The sequence below is a fragment of the Aeribacillus sp. FSL K6-1305 genome, from assembly GCF_038050115.1.
Taxonomy (GTDB): Bacteria; Bacillota; Bacilli; order Bacillales; family Aeribacillaceae; genus Aeribacillus; species Aeribacillus composti.
Map to the genome: position 1 here is coordinate 1,442,938 of NZ_JBBOQV010000001.1, position 13,813 is coordinate 1,456,750.

Consider the following 13,813-nt stretch of genomic DNA (forward strand, 5'->3'; position numbering starts at 1 on the left):
AGCAATATGTTGATCCTTTATTTTTTTACTATTTGTGAAATTTTATTCTTTTTTTAAGAAATGACAAAACTCGAGTTCATCCCTTCTTATCATGAATTCCCATAAAAAAACAAACCTTGTGATCAAATTTCACAAGGTTTGTTCATGGCAATTCGGGCATAACCCATAAATTTCAAATTTATGTCCATTAATTTTATATCCGTCCAAATACTCCTCTATCGTATTCATTGGGCATGATTCGATCTCTTTCGTTTTTCCGCATTCCATACAAATAAAATGGTGGTGATGATGTCCTAAATCACAATGAAAGCGAAAGTGCTTTTCACCTGAAAGCTCTGTCGTTTCCAATATACCCAACTCTGCAAACAATGATAAATTCCGATAAATCGTATCAAAACTTAAACCGGGATAGCGCTTATTCATTTTTTCCAAAACATCTTTAGCTGTCAAATATTTATCAGAATCGGCAATTAGTTGAAGCATTTCTTTCCTTTTGGATGTATATTTATATCCCTTTTCTTTTAAATATTGTAAAGCTTGTTCGACATTCATATTTTGCCCCTCCTAGCTTTTGACAAAATAATGGAAAAAATCAAAGCCAATACCTCTAAAATGACAATTGTTCCTCCCGGAGCAATATCTAAATAATAAGATAATACTAAACCGATTAAAACGGAAGCTTCTCCTATTATAACGGAAAGAAAAATTGTCTTTTTAAAACCGGTTGCTATTCTAATACTTGCAGCAACAGGAAGGGTCATAAGCGAGGAAACTAACAAAATTCCAACAACTCTCATGGAAACGCTTATCACTAGGGCAACTGTTAAAATAAACAAAAGATGCAAGCCTTTTGCCGGCAGCCCTAAAGCAGATGCATATTCTTCATCAAACGACAGTAAAAACAATTCTTTATAAAACAATACGATCAATAAAATAACCAATGCTGCAACACCAGTAATAATATATAAATCCGTCCTGGAAACCGCACTAACACTTCCAAATAAGTAATTAAAAAGATCTGTATTAAACCCATCTGCTAAAGAGATAAATACAACGCTAAAACCGATCCCAGCCGACATGATTATCGGAATGGCCAATTCCGCATAAAATTTATAAAAAGCTCGCAGCTTTTCAATCACAAGTGAGCCTAAAACAGAAAAACCCATTCCGACATAAATTGGATTCAATGAAGAAAAGAAGGATATTTTTGAAGATAAAAAAAGACCGCCCGCAATTCCAGCCAAGGTCACATGACTCAGTGCATCTGCAATTAGTGATAATCGTCTGACCACCACAAAAACACCTAAAAGAGGTGCGATAAAACCGATTAAAATACCTGAAAGAAATGCATTTTGCAAAAACTCAAATTGTAAAATACTGCTAAACATCTTCATTTCCTCCATCTACTCATGATCATGTGTTATTAACTGAACTGGATGCCCGTACAATGAGGTCAATTCCGTTTCTTTCAGGCGTTCAAATTCGTCTTTATTTCCATGGAAATAAAGTTGTTTGTTCAAGCAAGCAACATGCGTAACTTTATCTGTAATAGCTCCAATATCATGGGTAACAAGTATTAATGTGATTTCCAATTCTTTATTCAAATGATGCAAAAGCTGATAAAAATGATTGACTGTCTGACTATCTACACCTACAGTTGGTTCATCTAAAATCAATAATTTAGGTTCACTGACAAGTGCGCGAGCAATAAATACCCTTTGCTGCTGTCCTCCTGAAAGCTCACCGATATTTTGGTGAACTGCCTTTTCCATTCCAACTGCCCGGATCGCTTCCATTACCTTTTCCCGATCAGCTTTTTTCATTTTTTTAAACAAACCGAGTTTGGGAGTCAAGCCGCTCGCTACTACTTCAAAAACAGTAGCTGGGAACGAAGAGTTAAAGCTGTTTGCCTTTTGAGAAACGTAGCCAATTTTATGCCAATCGTTAAATTGATGAATATCTTCACCAAATAAATGAATCGTCCCTTTCTGAGGCTTTAAAAGCCCAAGCAGACATTTCAATAATGTCGATTTTCCGGAGCCGTTCGGCCCAACTAAACCTAAAAATGCTCCTTTTTCAATGGAAATATTGATATTTTCGAGCACATATTTTCTCTCATATTGAAAAAAAAGGTTTTTTACTTCTACTATTTTTTCCCCCATGCTTCTCACCTATTTTATTAGGAATCATTACGATTTATTTTTGTCATTAAAGTATACAGGAGAAGAGCACATTTGTAAAGAAAAATGTGTTCTCCCTCTACTTCAATGTGTTGATTAATGGATGGCAGATTTAAATTTTCCGCCCTTCGTTTCTTGTGTATTCATAATGGTAATAAACGCGTTCGGGTCAATCTCATGTACAATCGATTTTAATTTTGCCACTTCAAGCCTTGTAACAACTGCATAAATGACGTCTTTTTCCGTATCCGTGTATCCGCCTTTTCCCTTTAATTTTGTCGTTCCGCGTCCTAAGCGTGACAATATGGCATCAGACACTTCATCGTAATGATCAGATATAATGATGGCGGCCTTTGTTTCATCAAGACCTTGAACAACCGCATCAATTGTTTTAAAGGCAATATAATATGTAAAGATGGAATACATGGCTTGCTCAATCCCGAAGACAAACGCTGCGCTTCCAAAAATGAAAATATTCAAAAACATCACGATTTCACCAACGGAAAAGGGAATTTTTTTCGTTAAAAGAATTCCTAAAATTTCTGTCCCGTCCAGAGATCCTCCGTGTCGGATGACAAGTCCCACTCCTGCACCGAGCAAAAAACCACCAAATACAGTGGCTAACAAAGGCTCTGTTGTAAAGGCCTCAAAATCATGGGCCAGCCTTTCCGCAATGGCCAAACAAATGATGCCAAATATGGACGAAAACATAAATGTCTTCCCAATCTGCTTATAACCGGAATACATAAAAGGAAGGTTTAACACAATAACTAATGTTGCGAAATTGATGATTTTAATATGATTCGAAAATATGTGGTCTAAAATAAGCGAAATGCCGATGATACCGCCATCAATCATATGATTTGGGACTAAAAACAGCTCGATGCTTACGGCTGCCAGAACAGCTCCGATCACAATCATTAACAATCGATAAATGATGTGTCTTAAGCTTTCTTTTTTATGATGTTTTTTACTCATCTCGTCCTCCTAGTTTTTTTTTAATCATATTGTATTATAAAAATTTTGCTGAGACGATATTTATGTCATTTTCTCCACCCATTTTTTTTAAAAAAAGGCAACTATCTTCCCCTCTGTTCATACGAATAAGAGGGGAGGCGAGATCTTTGATTTTATTTGAAAAAATTATTCAACAAAAAATTAACAGTTTAAAACCTGAAGAACTTGTGTCATATGCAAAGCAATATGATATATCCATTTCGATTAACGAAGCAAAACAGCTGCTTCAACTCGTACAGGGAAAAAAAATCAACGTGTTTCATGAAGAAGAAAGAATTGCTTTGTTAAAACAAATTGCCAAAATCACTTCGCCGGAAACAGCCAAAAAAGCAAATCAATTATTTTTGCAATTCTTCAATGGCAATTGGAAATAAAAAAGGCAAGTTCCCTAAAAAAGGGAGCTTGTCCTTTTTTATTGATTCGCTATTTTTTCCAAAACATTTTCATCAAACGTCTTATTCTTCAGCATGTCAATTTCAAATTTATAAGGCGGCTTTTTATTTTTTTTGTCGTCACCGACATACGGAGTTTCTAAAATTTTTGGCAAGTCTTTTAATTGCGGATGGTGGACGATATAATTGATTGCTTTAAATCCTATGTGGCCGAATCCGATATTTTCATGACGGTCTTTTTGGGCCCCGCGCGGATTTTTGCTGTCGTTTATATGAACAACTTTTAAACGGTCGATGCCGATGATTTTATCAAATTGATTTAAAACCCCATCAAAATCATTGACAATATCATAACCGGCATCATGAGTATGGCAAGTGTCGAAACAAACGGACAAATGTTCATTGTAGGTAACACCATCAATGATCATCGCAAGCTCCTCAAACGTTCTTCCGCATTCTGAACCTTTGCCGGCCATCGTTTCAAGGGCGATTTGCACTTTTTGCCCCCTCTCCAGCACTTCATTTAAACCTTCAATAATTTTTTTGATTCCGGCTTCTGCACCGGCTCCAACGTGAGCTCCCGGATGGAGCACGATTTGTTTTGCACCGATTGCTTCCGTGCGTTCAATTTCCGATTTTAAAAAATCAACGCCAAGCTGGAAGGTCGCTAAATTTGTTGTATTGCCAATGTTAATAATATATGGTGCGTGAACGACAATTTCTTCGATGCCATGCTCTTTCATATGCGCCAAACCTGCTTCGATATTTAAATCTTCAATTTTTTTTCTTCTCGTGTTTTGCGGGGCTCCTGTATAAATCATAAACGTATTAGCGCCGTATGAAACTGCCTCTTCACTTGCCGCAAGCAACATTTTCTTGCCGCTCATCGATACATGCGAGCCAATTTTTAACATGTTTTTCCTCTCCTTACAACCTTTTATTTATTTTTTCTTGCTTGCTTTTTCTTTAGCTTTTCAATTTGTTCTTTCATCTTTTTTTTGTATCCTGGTTTTACCGATTTTGGCTTTTTGATGATTCCGATAATCGCGTTTGTTTCCATTGGTTGTTTTTTTCTTTTTTGTCTGCGATTTCGGTCATCGAGCGCTTTCCATATTCCGTTTTCAATATCTCGATTTTCAAAGATTATCCCCATTTTTTCAAGCTTTTGCAGCATTTGTTCGTTATCGTCTTCATAGATTGTATAGGCAAATCCTGAAAAGCCAGCCCGAGCCGTTCTTCCGGTTCGGTGAATATAAAAATCTAAATCTGTCGGCAGCTCGGCATTGATTACATGGGAAACACCTTCAATATCAATTCCTCTTGCAGCTAAATCAGTTGCTACTACAACTTGATAGGCAAGATCCTTTATTTGACGCATTTCTTTTTTCCGTTCACGCGGGGTAAGACCGCCGTGGATTTGCCCAACCTTTAATCCCTTTTCGGCAAGACCGTATGCCACATCTTGGGCATTCGCTTTTGTATTCACAAAAATTAACGCTAAATAAGGGTTTAAGGAAACTACCATATTGTATAAAAGATCTATTTTGTTTCGATGCCGCAGCGGAACAAGAACATGCGTGATGTTTTTGGCATGTACTTGTTTTGGAGATACATGAACATACTCAGGATTTTCCATATATTTTTTTAAAAAAGGCTTTAATTTTTCAGGAATGGTGGCAGAAAACACAAGCATTTGCAGTTCTTTTTTCATGCGGCTAGCTATTTGGTCGACCTCATAAATAAAGCCTAAATCAAGCATTAAATCGGCTTCATCCACAACTATGCTTTTGGTCGAATATAAATCTAGCGCCCCTTCCTTGACAAGATCAAGAATTCTGCCAGGTGTTCCGATCACAAGATGGGGCTGAGTTTTTAGCTTTTCGATCGCCCGCATTTTATCTGTACCGCCAATAAAAAGTTTTGCATGTAATTCTTTTTCCGGCGGGGCGAATTTTATGATTTTTAACGCTTCTTCGTAAATTTGAGTCGCGAGCTCTCTCGTCGGTGCTAAAACAACAACTTGAACACGCTTTTCCTCTCCGCAAATACTGTTGATTAACGGTAGCAAATAAGCATGTGTTTTGCCTGTACCTGTTTGTGATTGGCCGATGGCACTTGCTCCTCTTAATATGATTGGGATCATTTGTGCTTGAATTTCAGTCGGTTCTTTAAAACCTAACGACTGAACGGCATCTATAATAAAATCTTGAAATGGAAAATCTTTAAAGTCAGCTGCCATTGCAAAACAACTCCTTCATAATCAATCAACCCATTTTTTGATTATAAACAATATAATGGAAAAACTCCAATTTTAATAAAACATTTTCCTAAAACGCCGCATAGTTTAATGTAGGTAAAACAGCAAAAGAAAGGGGAAAAGTTTATGCATCCTTATCGAGCTTTTCCTCCCTTCCGGCAGCAGCCATTGATCCGCCCTTTTTTTGGCGGAGGCTACCATCCTTTTTGGGGGCAGCCACCTGTTCAGCAATGGCCGGTTCCGCCTAGGGGAGGATTACAATCGCTTTTTTCGCGTTTTCTTCCATCGAGCACAATGCATGCAGGAAGTATACCGTCAAGCGGTGCTGTTCAAAGTTTAACAAACCCTGCCAATCTTTCAAACATGTTGACGAATGTCCAAAAAGTTCTCGGTGTCGCTCAGCAAGTCACACCGATGGTTCAGCAATACGGTCCTCTGATTCGTAATCTCCCGGCAATGTTCAAAATTTATAGAGAATTGAAAAATGCTGATACAGACAGTAGCGAAGAAGATGATATAAAAGAAAATTCGTCATCTAAAAGATTGAAGGAACAGACAGCCGATGACAGCCCTTCAGATGAAAATACGTCGGGCGAATCAAAACCTAAGCTTTATATTTAATTGTGTTTTGTTTTCTTCCTCCATGTTAGGTATAATGATGTTAGATAGTCAAGCCGCTTGACGGCTTTTTTATTTTCCTTTACTAAATATCAGGAGGAAAAAACATGGAGGTTATTAAAATTTCCCCTCGAGGATACTGCTATGGTGTTGTTGATGCAATGGTGATAGCCAAAAATGCAGCAATGGATAAATCACTGCCTAGACCGATCTATATTTTAGGAATGATCGTTCATAATAAACATGTAACAGATGCCTTTGAAAAAGAAGGGATTATTACGTTAGACGGAAAAAATCGACTTGAGATTTTGAAAAAAGTCGATAAAGGAACCGTTATTTTCACTGCTCACGGCGTTTCGCCAGAAGTGCGCAAAATAGCGAAGGAAAAAGGGCTTGTCACGATCGATGCTACATGCCCTGACGTCACAAAAACTCATGAACTTATTAAGCAAAAAAAAGAAGAAGGGTATGACGTCATTTATATTGGAAAAAAAGGGCATCCGGAACCGGAAGGAGCAGTAGGTGTAGCGCCGGATATCGTTCATTTAGTCGAGACTGTCAACGATGTTGAAGAGCTCGATATTTCCAACGACAAAATCATTGTTACGAACCAAACAACAATGAGCCAATGGGACGTAGCTGATATAATGGAAAAAGTGAAGGAAAAATATCCGCATGTCGAGTTTCATAAAGAAATTTGCCTCGCAACACAAGTTCGCCAGGAAGCTGTGGCCGAACAGGCAAAAGAAGCTGATTTAACCATTGTCGTCGGCGATCCGCGCAGCAACAATTCAAACCGGCTTGCGCAAGTATCTGAAGAGATTGCGGGCACGAAAGCTTATCGCGTGGCGAATGTAAGTGAAATCAAACTGGAATGGCTTAAAGACGTTAAAAAAGTTGCCGTTACAGCCGGTGCATCAACCCCAACGCCGATTGTCAAAGAGGTCATTCGATTTTTGGAGAATTATGATCCAGAAAATCCAGAAACATGGGATTTAACTTCAAATGTCCCTCTTGAAAAAATATTGCCAAAGGTAAAAGTCAAAAAATCATAGACAAAACCTTTTTAATGATTAAAGGGGATCGGTCCACTAAAAAGAACTGATCCCCCTTTTAATTATAGAAACTTGAACGGATCTGTATGGACGCGGGAAGGAATAATTTCTACTTCCAGATTTTCTTCAGCACACAGCTTTGTTAGTTTTTCCGCCACTCCCTCTTTCATCACCTTTTCAATGTTGTGACCTGGATCAACTACATGTAAGCCGAGCATCATAGCATCGTGAGCTGTGTGGTAATATACATCACCAGTTACATAAACATCTGCGCCTCTCATTTTTGCCTGATAAATGTATTTATTTCCGTCTCCGCCTAAAACGGCTACTTTTTTTATAGTTGCCTGTAAATCCCCTACTACTCTTACTTTTTCCACTTCTAAAGCTTTCTTAACATGCTCTGCAAATTCCTTCAATGTCATTTCTTTTTCAAGCTCTCCAATTTTCCCTAATCCAAGCTGTTTCCCTTCGTTTTCTAATGAATAGATGTCATAAGCAACTTCTTCATAAGGATGAGCCTTCAACATCGCTTGAATGACTTTCTTTTGGATTGACTGCGGGAAGATCGTTTCAATTTTGACTTCTTCAACCATTTCAAGCTTTCCAGTATCTCCGATAAAGGGATTTGCATTTTCCAAAGGTAAAAATGTTCCTGTTCCTGCCGAGGAAAAAGTGCAATAACTGTAGTTGCCGATAAATCCAGCACCCGCTTTGCCAAGCGCCTCCCGAACGTCCCCCTCATAGTCTTTTGGTACAAATACAGCAAGCTTTTTTAATGGGTCTTGATAAGTTGGGACAAGTATTTTTTGATTCACCAGTTGTAAGCGGTCGGCCAAAAGATCATTCACTCCGCCTGGAGCCACATCCAAATTTGTATGGGCTGCATAAACGGCAATTTCATGCTTGATGCATTTTTCTATAATACGCCCTGCCGGATCATCTGTTCTAATATGCTTTAAAGGATGAAAAATGGGAGGATGATGAGCGATAATCAAATCAACCTTTTGATTGATTGCTTCATCAACGACTTCCTCCAAAACATCCAGAGCGACCATAATTTTTCGGACAGGCTTGTTTAATGTGCCGATTTGCAGCCCGATCTTGTCTCCTTCCAATGCATAATGCTTTGGAGAAAACCGTTCAAATAATTGAATAATATGTTGGCCGTTAGCGATTTTCTTCATTTATTTTATGACCTCCTCAATGATCTCGATCACCTTTTTTATTTCTTCTTTTTTTTGCATAAGCTGTTCATTTCCGTTGGATTGCTCCAGCTGCCGTAGAATGTCCTTCCGATGAGAAAGCTCGTGTTTCCATTTTTTAAAAAAAACGTTGTTCTTTTCTTTTAACAAAAATGGACCCATTAACAAAGCTGCTTCAAATGGCAAATCTTCGTACGGTTTCATTGCATTTCCACGCTTAGCGGACAGCACCTCATATATTTTTCCGCTCTCTTCTAGAATTGTTTCTCCTTCGAGCTCCCAACCATTGTCAATCAGCCATTTTCGAACTTCAATTGCATGAATATTCGGCTGAAGTACAAGCCGTTCAACCTTCCCGAGCTTCTCTTTTCCTTCCTCCAAAATCGTTTTAATAAGCGAGCCGCCCATGCCAGCGATCGTGATGCATGTTGCCTCATCCTTTTGTAATACGGACAATCCGTCCCCTTTCCGAACGGAAATTACATGCTGGAGCCCGCTTTTTTCCACTTGTTTTTTTGCCGCTTGAAAAGGGCCTTCATTGATTTCACCGGCAATCGCTTTCACTGTTTTTTTGGCAAGCACTAAATAACATGGCAAATATGCATGATCTGATCCAATATCTGCTGTCACCTGATTATTCGGAACAAATTCTGCCACAGCCGACAGTCTTTTTGAAAGTTGGACACTGTTCAATTTATTTCACCCTTTATTCCAATTTGGTAAACATGAAAATACGAAAAAAGTCCCCCAAAAGGAAGACTTTTCAACCAATATGTTTTTTATTATTTAATTTTAGAAACCCATTCGGCCATTTCATCAAGCTTTTCTTCAGGTACTAGCCCGCTAGGCATCGCACCGCGGCCGTTTTTAATTGTTTCTTTAATTTCATCAACAGACAATTTGTCGCCAACACCTTTTAATGAAGGACCTGCTCCGCCTTCAAAGTTTTGACCGTGGCAGCTTGCACAGCTTTGCTTGAATATATCCTCCGGCTTTGCATTAGCGACGTCTTCCGTTTTTTGTCCGCCCCCCTCTTTTTCTTCAGCCATCTCTTTCATATTATCCAGTCCGATGAAAGAAAATGCAACCATTAGTCCAATTCCAAACACAATGATTAATGCAAATGGAATAAGCGGATTACGATTCATTTTGTAACCTCCCTTATGTATAACCGTACATTTGCTTTTTTCGCTCAACATGGACGAGCTGAAACTAACCTAAACAATCTCTATTGTACTTCAATTTTCTTTGAAGGAAAAGTCTTTCTATATAAGTTCCTTGTGATGTTCACGAATTAGACAAAAAAACAATTTAAAAAGATCTTATGTTTCTTAACAAATGTCATTTGCAAAATGAAAGAAGATTCAGTAAAATATAGTACAAATAGTTATTGTTGTTAGCGTTTACATATATTGAAGGGAAGGCAGACGAATAAGTCTGCCCAAGGAAAGAAAAAAACATTTTTATTTTTATTCCAAAAAGTCTTTCAGCCGCTTGCTTCGGCTTGGATGGCGCAATTTTCGCAGAGCCTTCGCTTCAATTTGCCGAATGCGTTCTCGAGTGACACCGAAAACTTTTCCTACTTCTTCCAGAGTCCGAGTTCTTCCATCGTCCAGTCCAAAACGAAGGCGCAGAACGTTTTCTTCCCTGTCTGTAAGGGTATCGAGAACATCTTCAAGCTGCTCCTTTAATAATTCATATGCAGCATGCTCTGATGGAGAAGTAGCCTCTTGGTCTTCAATAAAATCACCTAAGTGCGAATCGTCTTCTTCGCCAATCGGCGTTTCTAATGATACAGGTTCTTGGGCAATTTTTAAGATTTCTCTAACTTTTTCAGGAGTCAAATCCATATCTTCAGCGATCTCTTCTGGTGTCGGTTCACGACCCAAATCTTGAAGCAATTGACGTTGGACTCGAATTAACTTATTGATTGTCTCAACCATATGGACAGGGATGCGGATCGTTCTCGCCTGATCTGCAATTGCCCGTGTAATTGCCTGGCGAATCCACCATGTTGCATATGTGCTGAATTTGTATCCTTTTCGATAATCAAATTTTTCAACAGCTTTCATCAGCCCCATGTTGCCTTCCTGTATGAGATCGAGGAAGAGCATTCCGCGGCCGACGTAGCGTTTTGCAATGCTGACGACTAGGCGCAGGTTGGCTTCTGCAAGCCTTCTTTTCGCTTCTTCGTCCCCTTGTTCAATACGCTTGGCAAGTTCGATTTCTTCATCAGCCGATAAGAGATCAACCCGGCCGATTTCTTTTAAATACATTCGAACCGGATCATTTATTTTCACACCCGGCGGTACACTAAGATCATTTAGATCAAATTCTTCTTCATCTTCTTTGTCTAAATCCGGCAAATTGGAATCAACATCTTCGTTTTCGCTAATTAATTCGATTCCTTGCTCATTAACGTATTCATAAAACTCATCCATTTGATCTGAATCAATATCGAAATTTGCCATTTTCTCAGCAATTTCTTCATATGTTAATACTCCGCGTTTCTTTCCTAATTGAATAAGCTGATTTTTCACTTCCTCAACAGTTCCATCAGCTTCTAAATCTTTTGAATGGGCTTGTTTTTCAGCCATTGGATCCCCTCCTTCCAGAGTTATACAAGCTTTCACATTAATCCTTTTTTCAGCTGAATTACTTCCATTGCAATTTCGGCAGCTTTTACATAATCTTTTCGTTTTTCAGCCTCTTTCTTCTCAGCTTCCTTTTCCTTTAGGATGAGCATTTTTTGATGGTTCAAGATATGTTTTACATAGTCTTGAAGCTCTTGCTCAGTCAATTGTTCGCCAATTGTCATCATGGCAATTTCCGATACAATTCGGCTTAATGAAGGATCTTTGAGCTTTGTCAAAAAGTGGCTTATGTCTGGATCGTTCCCTTCCTCATAATAAGCGTATAAATAGGATGAAATAGCCCGATGCTCCTCCACGTTAAAATTTCCACCAATCGCATGAAGAACCTTTTCTGCCACTTCCCTGCTTTTCAACATATGAGCAATTAGAAGGCGTTCTGCCTTTTGATAAGCAGGCATCAGTGCATTCCGTTGTAATGCATCAGTCTTGAGGCTCGTCTTTTCAGGTCTTCTTCTTTTCCGCTTATTTATATTCCGAAGCTCTGCCATTAACGTTTCTTTTGATACGGAAAATTCTTCAGAAAGCTGCGTGATATACAGCTCTTGTTCGATCCCGCTCGGAAGGCCGCTTAATTCGTTAAGCACTTCTTGAATGTATCTCGCTCGATCCCCTTCATCCTGGAGATTTTTCCCCTTTCGAAAATATTCCATCTTAAATGCCATTAATGAGAGACTTGCCCCTATTACATCGTTTTTGAATTTTTCCTTTCCGTATGTCCGAATGTAGTCATCAGGGTCTAACCCTTCAGGCATTTTAGCAATCCTTACATTACATCCTGCTTCAACAAGCAATTTAGAAGCTCTGAAGGCAGCTTCAATTCCAGCGGAATCGGAATCGTAGCAAATGACAACTGTTCCTCCGCTTCTGGCTAAGAGCTTGACCTGTTCTTCCGTCAGCGCTGTTCCCATTGTTGCTACACTATGCTCGATTCCTGCGTGAACGGACGATATAACATCCGCAAACCCTTCAAACAACACCGCTTCCTGTTTTCGTCTAATGAAAGGTCTTGCTTGGTGGAAATTATAAAGAATCCGTCCTTTGTTAAATATTTTTGTCTCAGGGCTGTTTAAATATTTTGGCTGTTTGTTTCCTAGCGACCTTCCGGAAAAAGCGACTGTACGGCCTTGTGCATCTTTAACCGGAAACATGATCCGATTGCGAAACCGATCAAAAAAAGAACCGTTAGATTCGCTTCGGATAATTAACCCTGTTTTTTCCAACAACGGAAGTTCAAAACCTTTTTTCAGCAAATATTTTAAAGAAAAGTCCCAAGAATCTAAAGCGTAGCCAATCTCAAATTGATCGATTAATTCTTTCGTAAAACCCCGATGAAGCAAATAATTTAACGCGTTTTGCCCTTCTTTTGTATTTAGTAATAAATGATGATACATTTTTTTCAGCAGTTCATGCACTTTTATCATTTTCTCTGCTTCGCTGTTGTTTGGGTATGTCGACTCTTGAGAAAGTGCCGAGCCCCCTGGAATGTCCAAACCAGCTTTTTTTGCTGTCATTTGTACAGCTTCTGTAAAGCTGCATCCTTCAATTTGCATGAGAAAGGTAAAAACATTTCCGCCAGAACCGCAGCCAAAGCAGTGGAAAATTTGTTTTTCAGGTGAAACAGAAAATGAAGGTGTATTTTCGCCGTGAAAAGGACATAGTCCAAAAAAGTTTCGACCCTGCTTCTTTAATTGAACATATTCACTCACAACATCTACTATATCAACAGCATGTTGCACTTTTTCTATAAATTCCTCGGGAAGCATTTTCCCCATATGAACAACTCCGTGCCTTAAAATTTATTCAATATGAATTTTAAAATTTCCTGCATAATTCGACAATATTTTTTCAAGTGCTGTGATAAAATGATGACGATCTTTATCTTGGAATTTTTTTGGCCCTTTGATATAATTGCCGTTTCTTCTTTCCCTTGCCGAAATATACCGGAGATGGAGAACAGAGTCGATTGTATCTTCTGTAAACAGCATTCCTCTTGGAGAGAGAACATGTGTGCATTTCTTAAGCAGCATACCGGCTAGTCCGATATCTTGTGTAATGATGATGTCATGTTTTTTTGAGTTGTTAAAAATGTATAAGTCGACAGATTCCTTTTCTTGATCGACAAATACCCAGCTATTCCCGTCATCCTTTTTACCTACATGAGCATATGATGCAATGAAACAAACCGGGACTTTATATTTTTTTGCGACTGATGCAATTTCTTCTTTGACGGGGCATGCATCAGCATCGACAAAAATAGTGATATTTTTTCCATCATATTTCTCTATTCTTCATCACCTCAAAGAATCCTGCCAGCAATTTAAACTTTTTACAAAAAGTGATTTGTCGAATTTTCTTTCTCCAACCCCCTTGACATCTTCCTGTAAATAGTTTATTCGTATTTTTTTTAGTCTAAACCTAAAAAGCGTAATTTTATCACA

Annotated in this window: 14 protein-coding genes and 1 pseudogene; 3 read left to right on the top strand and 12 right to left on the bottom strand. The window is 38.6% G+C overall.

Features of this window, described 5'->3' with window-relative positions; all coding sequences use genetic code 11:
* Positions 1–129: 129 nt before the first annotated feature.
* From NST97_RS06940 to NST97_RS06955, 4 genes are all read right to left on the bottom strand, one after another.
* Positions 130–552: a Fur family transcriptional regulator gene (locus NST97_RS06940; protein ID WP_063388066.1), complete on the bottom strand. Its 423-nt coding sequence runs from the start codon at positions 550–552 to the stop codon at positions 130–132.
* Positions 549–1,388, bottom strand: coding sequence for a metal ABC transporter permease (locus NST97_RS06945; protein ID WP_063388065.1), 840 nt, complete (start codon positions 1,386–1,388; stop codon positions 549–551). The genes NST97_RS06940 and NST97_RS06945 overlap by 4 nt, the downstream gene beginning before the upstream one ends.
* Before the next feature lie 15 nt (positions 1,389–1,403).
* Complete coding sequence (locus tag NST97_RS06950) at positions 1,404–2,162, bottom strand: metal ABC transporter ATP-binding protein (protein ID WP_066247563.1); 759 nt, start codon at positions 2,160–2,162, stop codon at positions 1,404–1,406.
* 114 nt (positions 2,163–2,276) lie between these two features.
* The gene (locus tag NST97_RS06955) at positions 2,277–3,158 is read right to left on the bottom strand and encodes a YitT family protein (protein ID WP_063388063.1); all 882 of its coding nucleotides are present in this window, start codon (positions 3,156–3,158) and stop codon (positions 2,277–2,279) included.
* A 146-nt stretch (positions 3,159–3,304) separates the two neighbouring features.
* Here NST97_RS06955 and NST97_RS06960 point away from each other — a divergent pair, with 146 nt between their 5' ends.
* Complete coding sequence (locus NST97_RS06960; RefSeq protein ID WP_063388062.1) at positions 3,305–3,571, top strand: DUF2624 domain-containing protein; 267 nt, start codon at positions 3,305–3,307, stop codon at positions 3,569–3,571.
* A 38-nt stretch (positions 3,572–3,609) separates the two neighbouring features.
* Here NST97_RS06960 and NST97_RS06965 read toward each other — a convergent pair whose 3' ends face one another.
* A complete protein-coding gene (locus tag NST97_RS06965) occupies positions 3,610–4,503 on the bottom strand; it encodes a deoxyribonuclease IV (RefSeq protein ID WP_066247561.1) in 894 nt (297 codons plus the stop codon).
* A gap of 23 nt (positions 4,504–4,526) precedes the next feature.
* The gene (locus tag NST97_RS06970) at positions 4,527–5,828 is read right to left on the bottom strand and encodes a DEAD/DEAH box helicase (RefSeq protein ID WP_144596775.1); all 1,302 of its coding nucleotides are present in this window, start codon (positions 5,826–5,828) and stop codon (positions 4,527–4,529) included.
* A gap of 123 nt (positions 5,829–5,951) precedes the next feature.
* On the opposite strand from NST97_RS06970, the pseudogene vrrA reads away from it, so the two are divergent.
* A pseudogene (gene vrrA / locus NST97_RS06975) lies at positions 5,952–6,467 on the top strand (VrrA/YqfQ family protein); the annotation flags it as partial.
* 104 nt (positions 6,468–6,571) lie between these two features.
* Positions 6,572–7,519 (top strand): 4-hydroxy-3-methylbut-2-enyl diphosphate reductase, encoded by a 948-nt coding sequence (locus NST97_RS06980; RefSeq protein WP_130156326.1) that lies wholly within the window; start codon positions 6,572–6,574, stop codon positions 7,517–7,519.
* 62 nt (positions 7,520–7,581) lie between these two features.
* Here NST97_RS06980 and NST97_RS06985 read toward each other — a convergent pair whose 3' ends face one another.
* From NST97_RS06985 to NST97_RS07010, 6 genes are all read right to left on the bottom strand, one after another.
* Positions 7,582–8,703, bottom strand: a complete 1,122-nt coding sequence (locus tag NST97_RS06985; RefSeq protein WP_341343071.1) for a Nif3-like dinuclear metal center hexameric protein — start codon at positions 8,701–8,703, stop codon at positions 7,582–7,584.
* Positions 8,704–9,414: a tRNA (adenine(22)-N(1))-methyltransferase gene (locus NST97_RS06990; protein WP_341343072.1), complete on the bottom strand. Its 711-nt coding sequence runs from the start codon at positions 9,412–9,414 to the stop codon at positions 8,704–8,706. It lies immediately after the preceding gene.
* 89 nt (positions 9,415–9,503) lie between these two features.
* The gene (gene cccA / locus NST97_RS06995) at positions 9,504–9,869 is read right to left on the bottom strand and encodes a cytochrome c550 (protein ID WP_341343073.1); all 366 of its coding nucleotides are present in this window, start codon (positions 9,867–9,869) and stop codon (positions 9,504–9,506) included.
* Positions 9,870–10,190: 321 nt separating this feature from the next.
* Positions 10,191–11,318, bottom strand: coding sequence for an RNA polymerase sigma factor RpoD (gene rpoD / locus NST97_RS07000; RefSeq protein ID WP_063388054.1), 1,128 nt, complete (start codon positions 11,316–11,318; stop codon positions 10,191–10,193).
* A gap of 32 nt (positions 11,319–11,350) precedes the next feature.
* Positions 11,351–13,147 (bottom strand): DNA primase, encoded by a 1,797-nt coding sequence (gene dnaG, locus NST97_RS07005; protein ID WP_094246229.1) that lies wholly within the window; start codon positions 13,145–13,147, stop codon positions 11,351–11,353.
* A 24-nt stretch (positions 13,148–13,171) separates the two neighbouring features.
* On the bottom strand, positions 13,172–13,660 hold the full coding sequence (locus NST97_RS07010) for a YaiI/YqxD family protein (protein ID WP_063388052.1): 489 nt from the start codon (positions 13,658–13,660) through the stop codon (positions 13,172–13,174).
* Positions 13,661–13,813: the final 153 nt, after the last annotated feature.

Excerpts from the sequence above, each read along its gene's own strand:
- NST97_RS06945 (WP_063388065.1), bottom strand. The coding sequence starts at position 1,388 with ATGTTTAGCAGTATTTTACAATTTGAGTTTTTGCAAAATGCATTTCTT.
- dnaG (WP_094246229.1), bottom strand. The coding sequence starts at position 13,147 with ATGGGGAAAATGCTTCCCGAGGAATTTATAGAAAAAGTGCAACATGCT.
- cccA (WP_341343073.1), bottom strand. The coding sequence starts at position 9,869 with ATGAATCGTAATCCGCTTATTCCATTTGCATTAATCATTGTGTTTGGA.
- NST97_RS06980 (WP_130156326.1), top strand. The coding sequence starts at position 6,572 with ATGGAGGTTATTAAAATTTCCCCTCGAGGATACTGCTATGGTGTTGTT.
- NST97_RS06970 (WP_144596775.1), bottom strand. The coding sequence starts at position 5,828 with ATGGCAGCTGACTTTAAAGATTTTCCATTTCAAGATTTTATTATAGAT.
- rpoD (WP_063388054.1), bottom strand. The coding sequence starts at position 11,318 with ATGGCTGAAAAACAAGCCCATTCAAAAGATTTAGAAGCTGATGGAACT.
- NST97_RS06940 (WP_063388066.1), bottom strand. The coding sequence starts at position 552 with ATGAATGTCGAACAAGCTTTACAATATTTAAAAGAAAAGGGATATAAA.
- NST97_RS06955 (WP_063388063.1), bottom strand. The coding sequence starts at position 3,158 with ATGAGTAAAAAACATCATAAAAAAGAAAGCTTAAGACACATCATTTAT.
- NST97_RS06985 (WP_341343071.1), bottom strand. The coding sequence starts at position 8,703 with ATGAAGAAAATCGCTAACGGCCAACATATTATTCAATTATTTGAACGG.
- NST97_RS06965 (WP_066247561.1), bottom strand. The coding sequence starts at position 4,503 with ATGTTAAAAATTGGCTCGCATGTATCGATGAGCGGCAAGAAAATGTTG.
- NST97_RS06950 (WP_066247563.1), bottom strand. The coding sequence starts at position 2,162 with ATGGGGGAAAAAATAGTAGAAGTAAAAAACCTTTTTTTTCAATATGAG.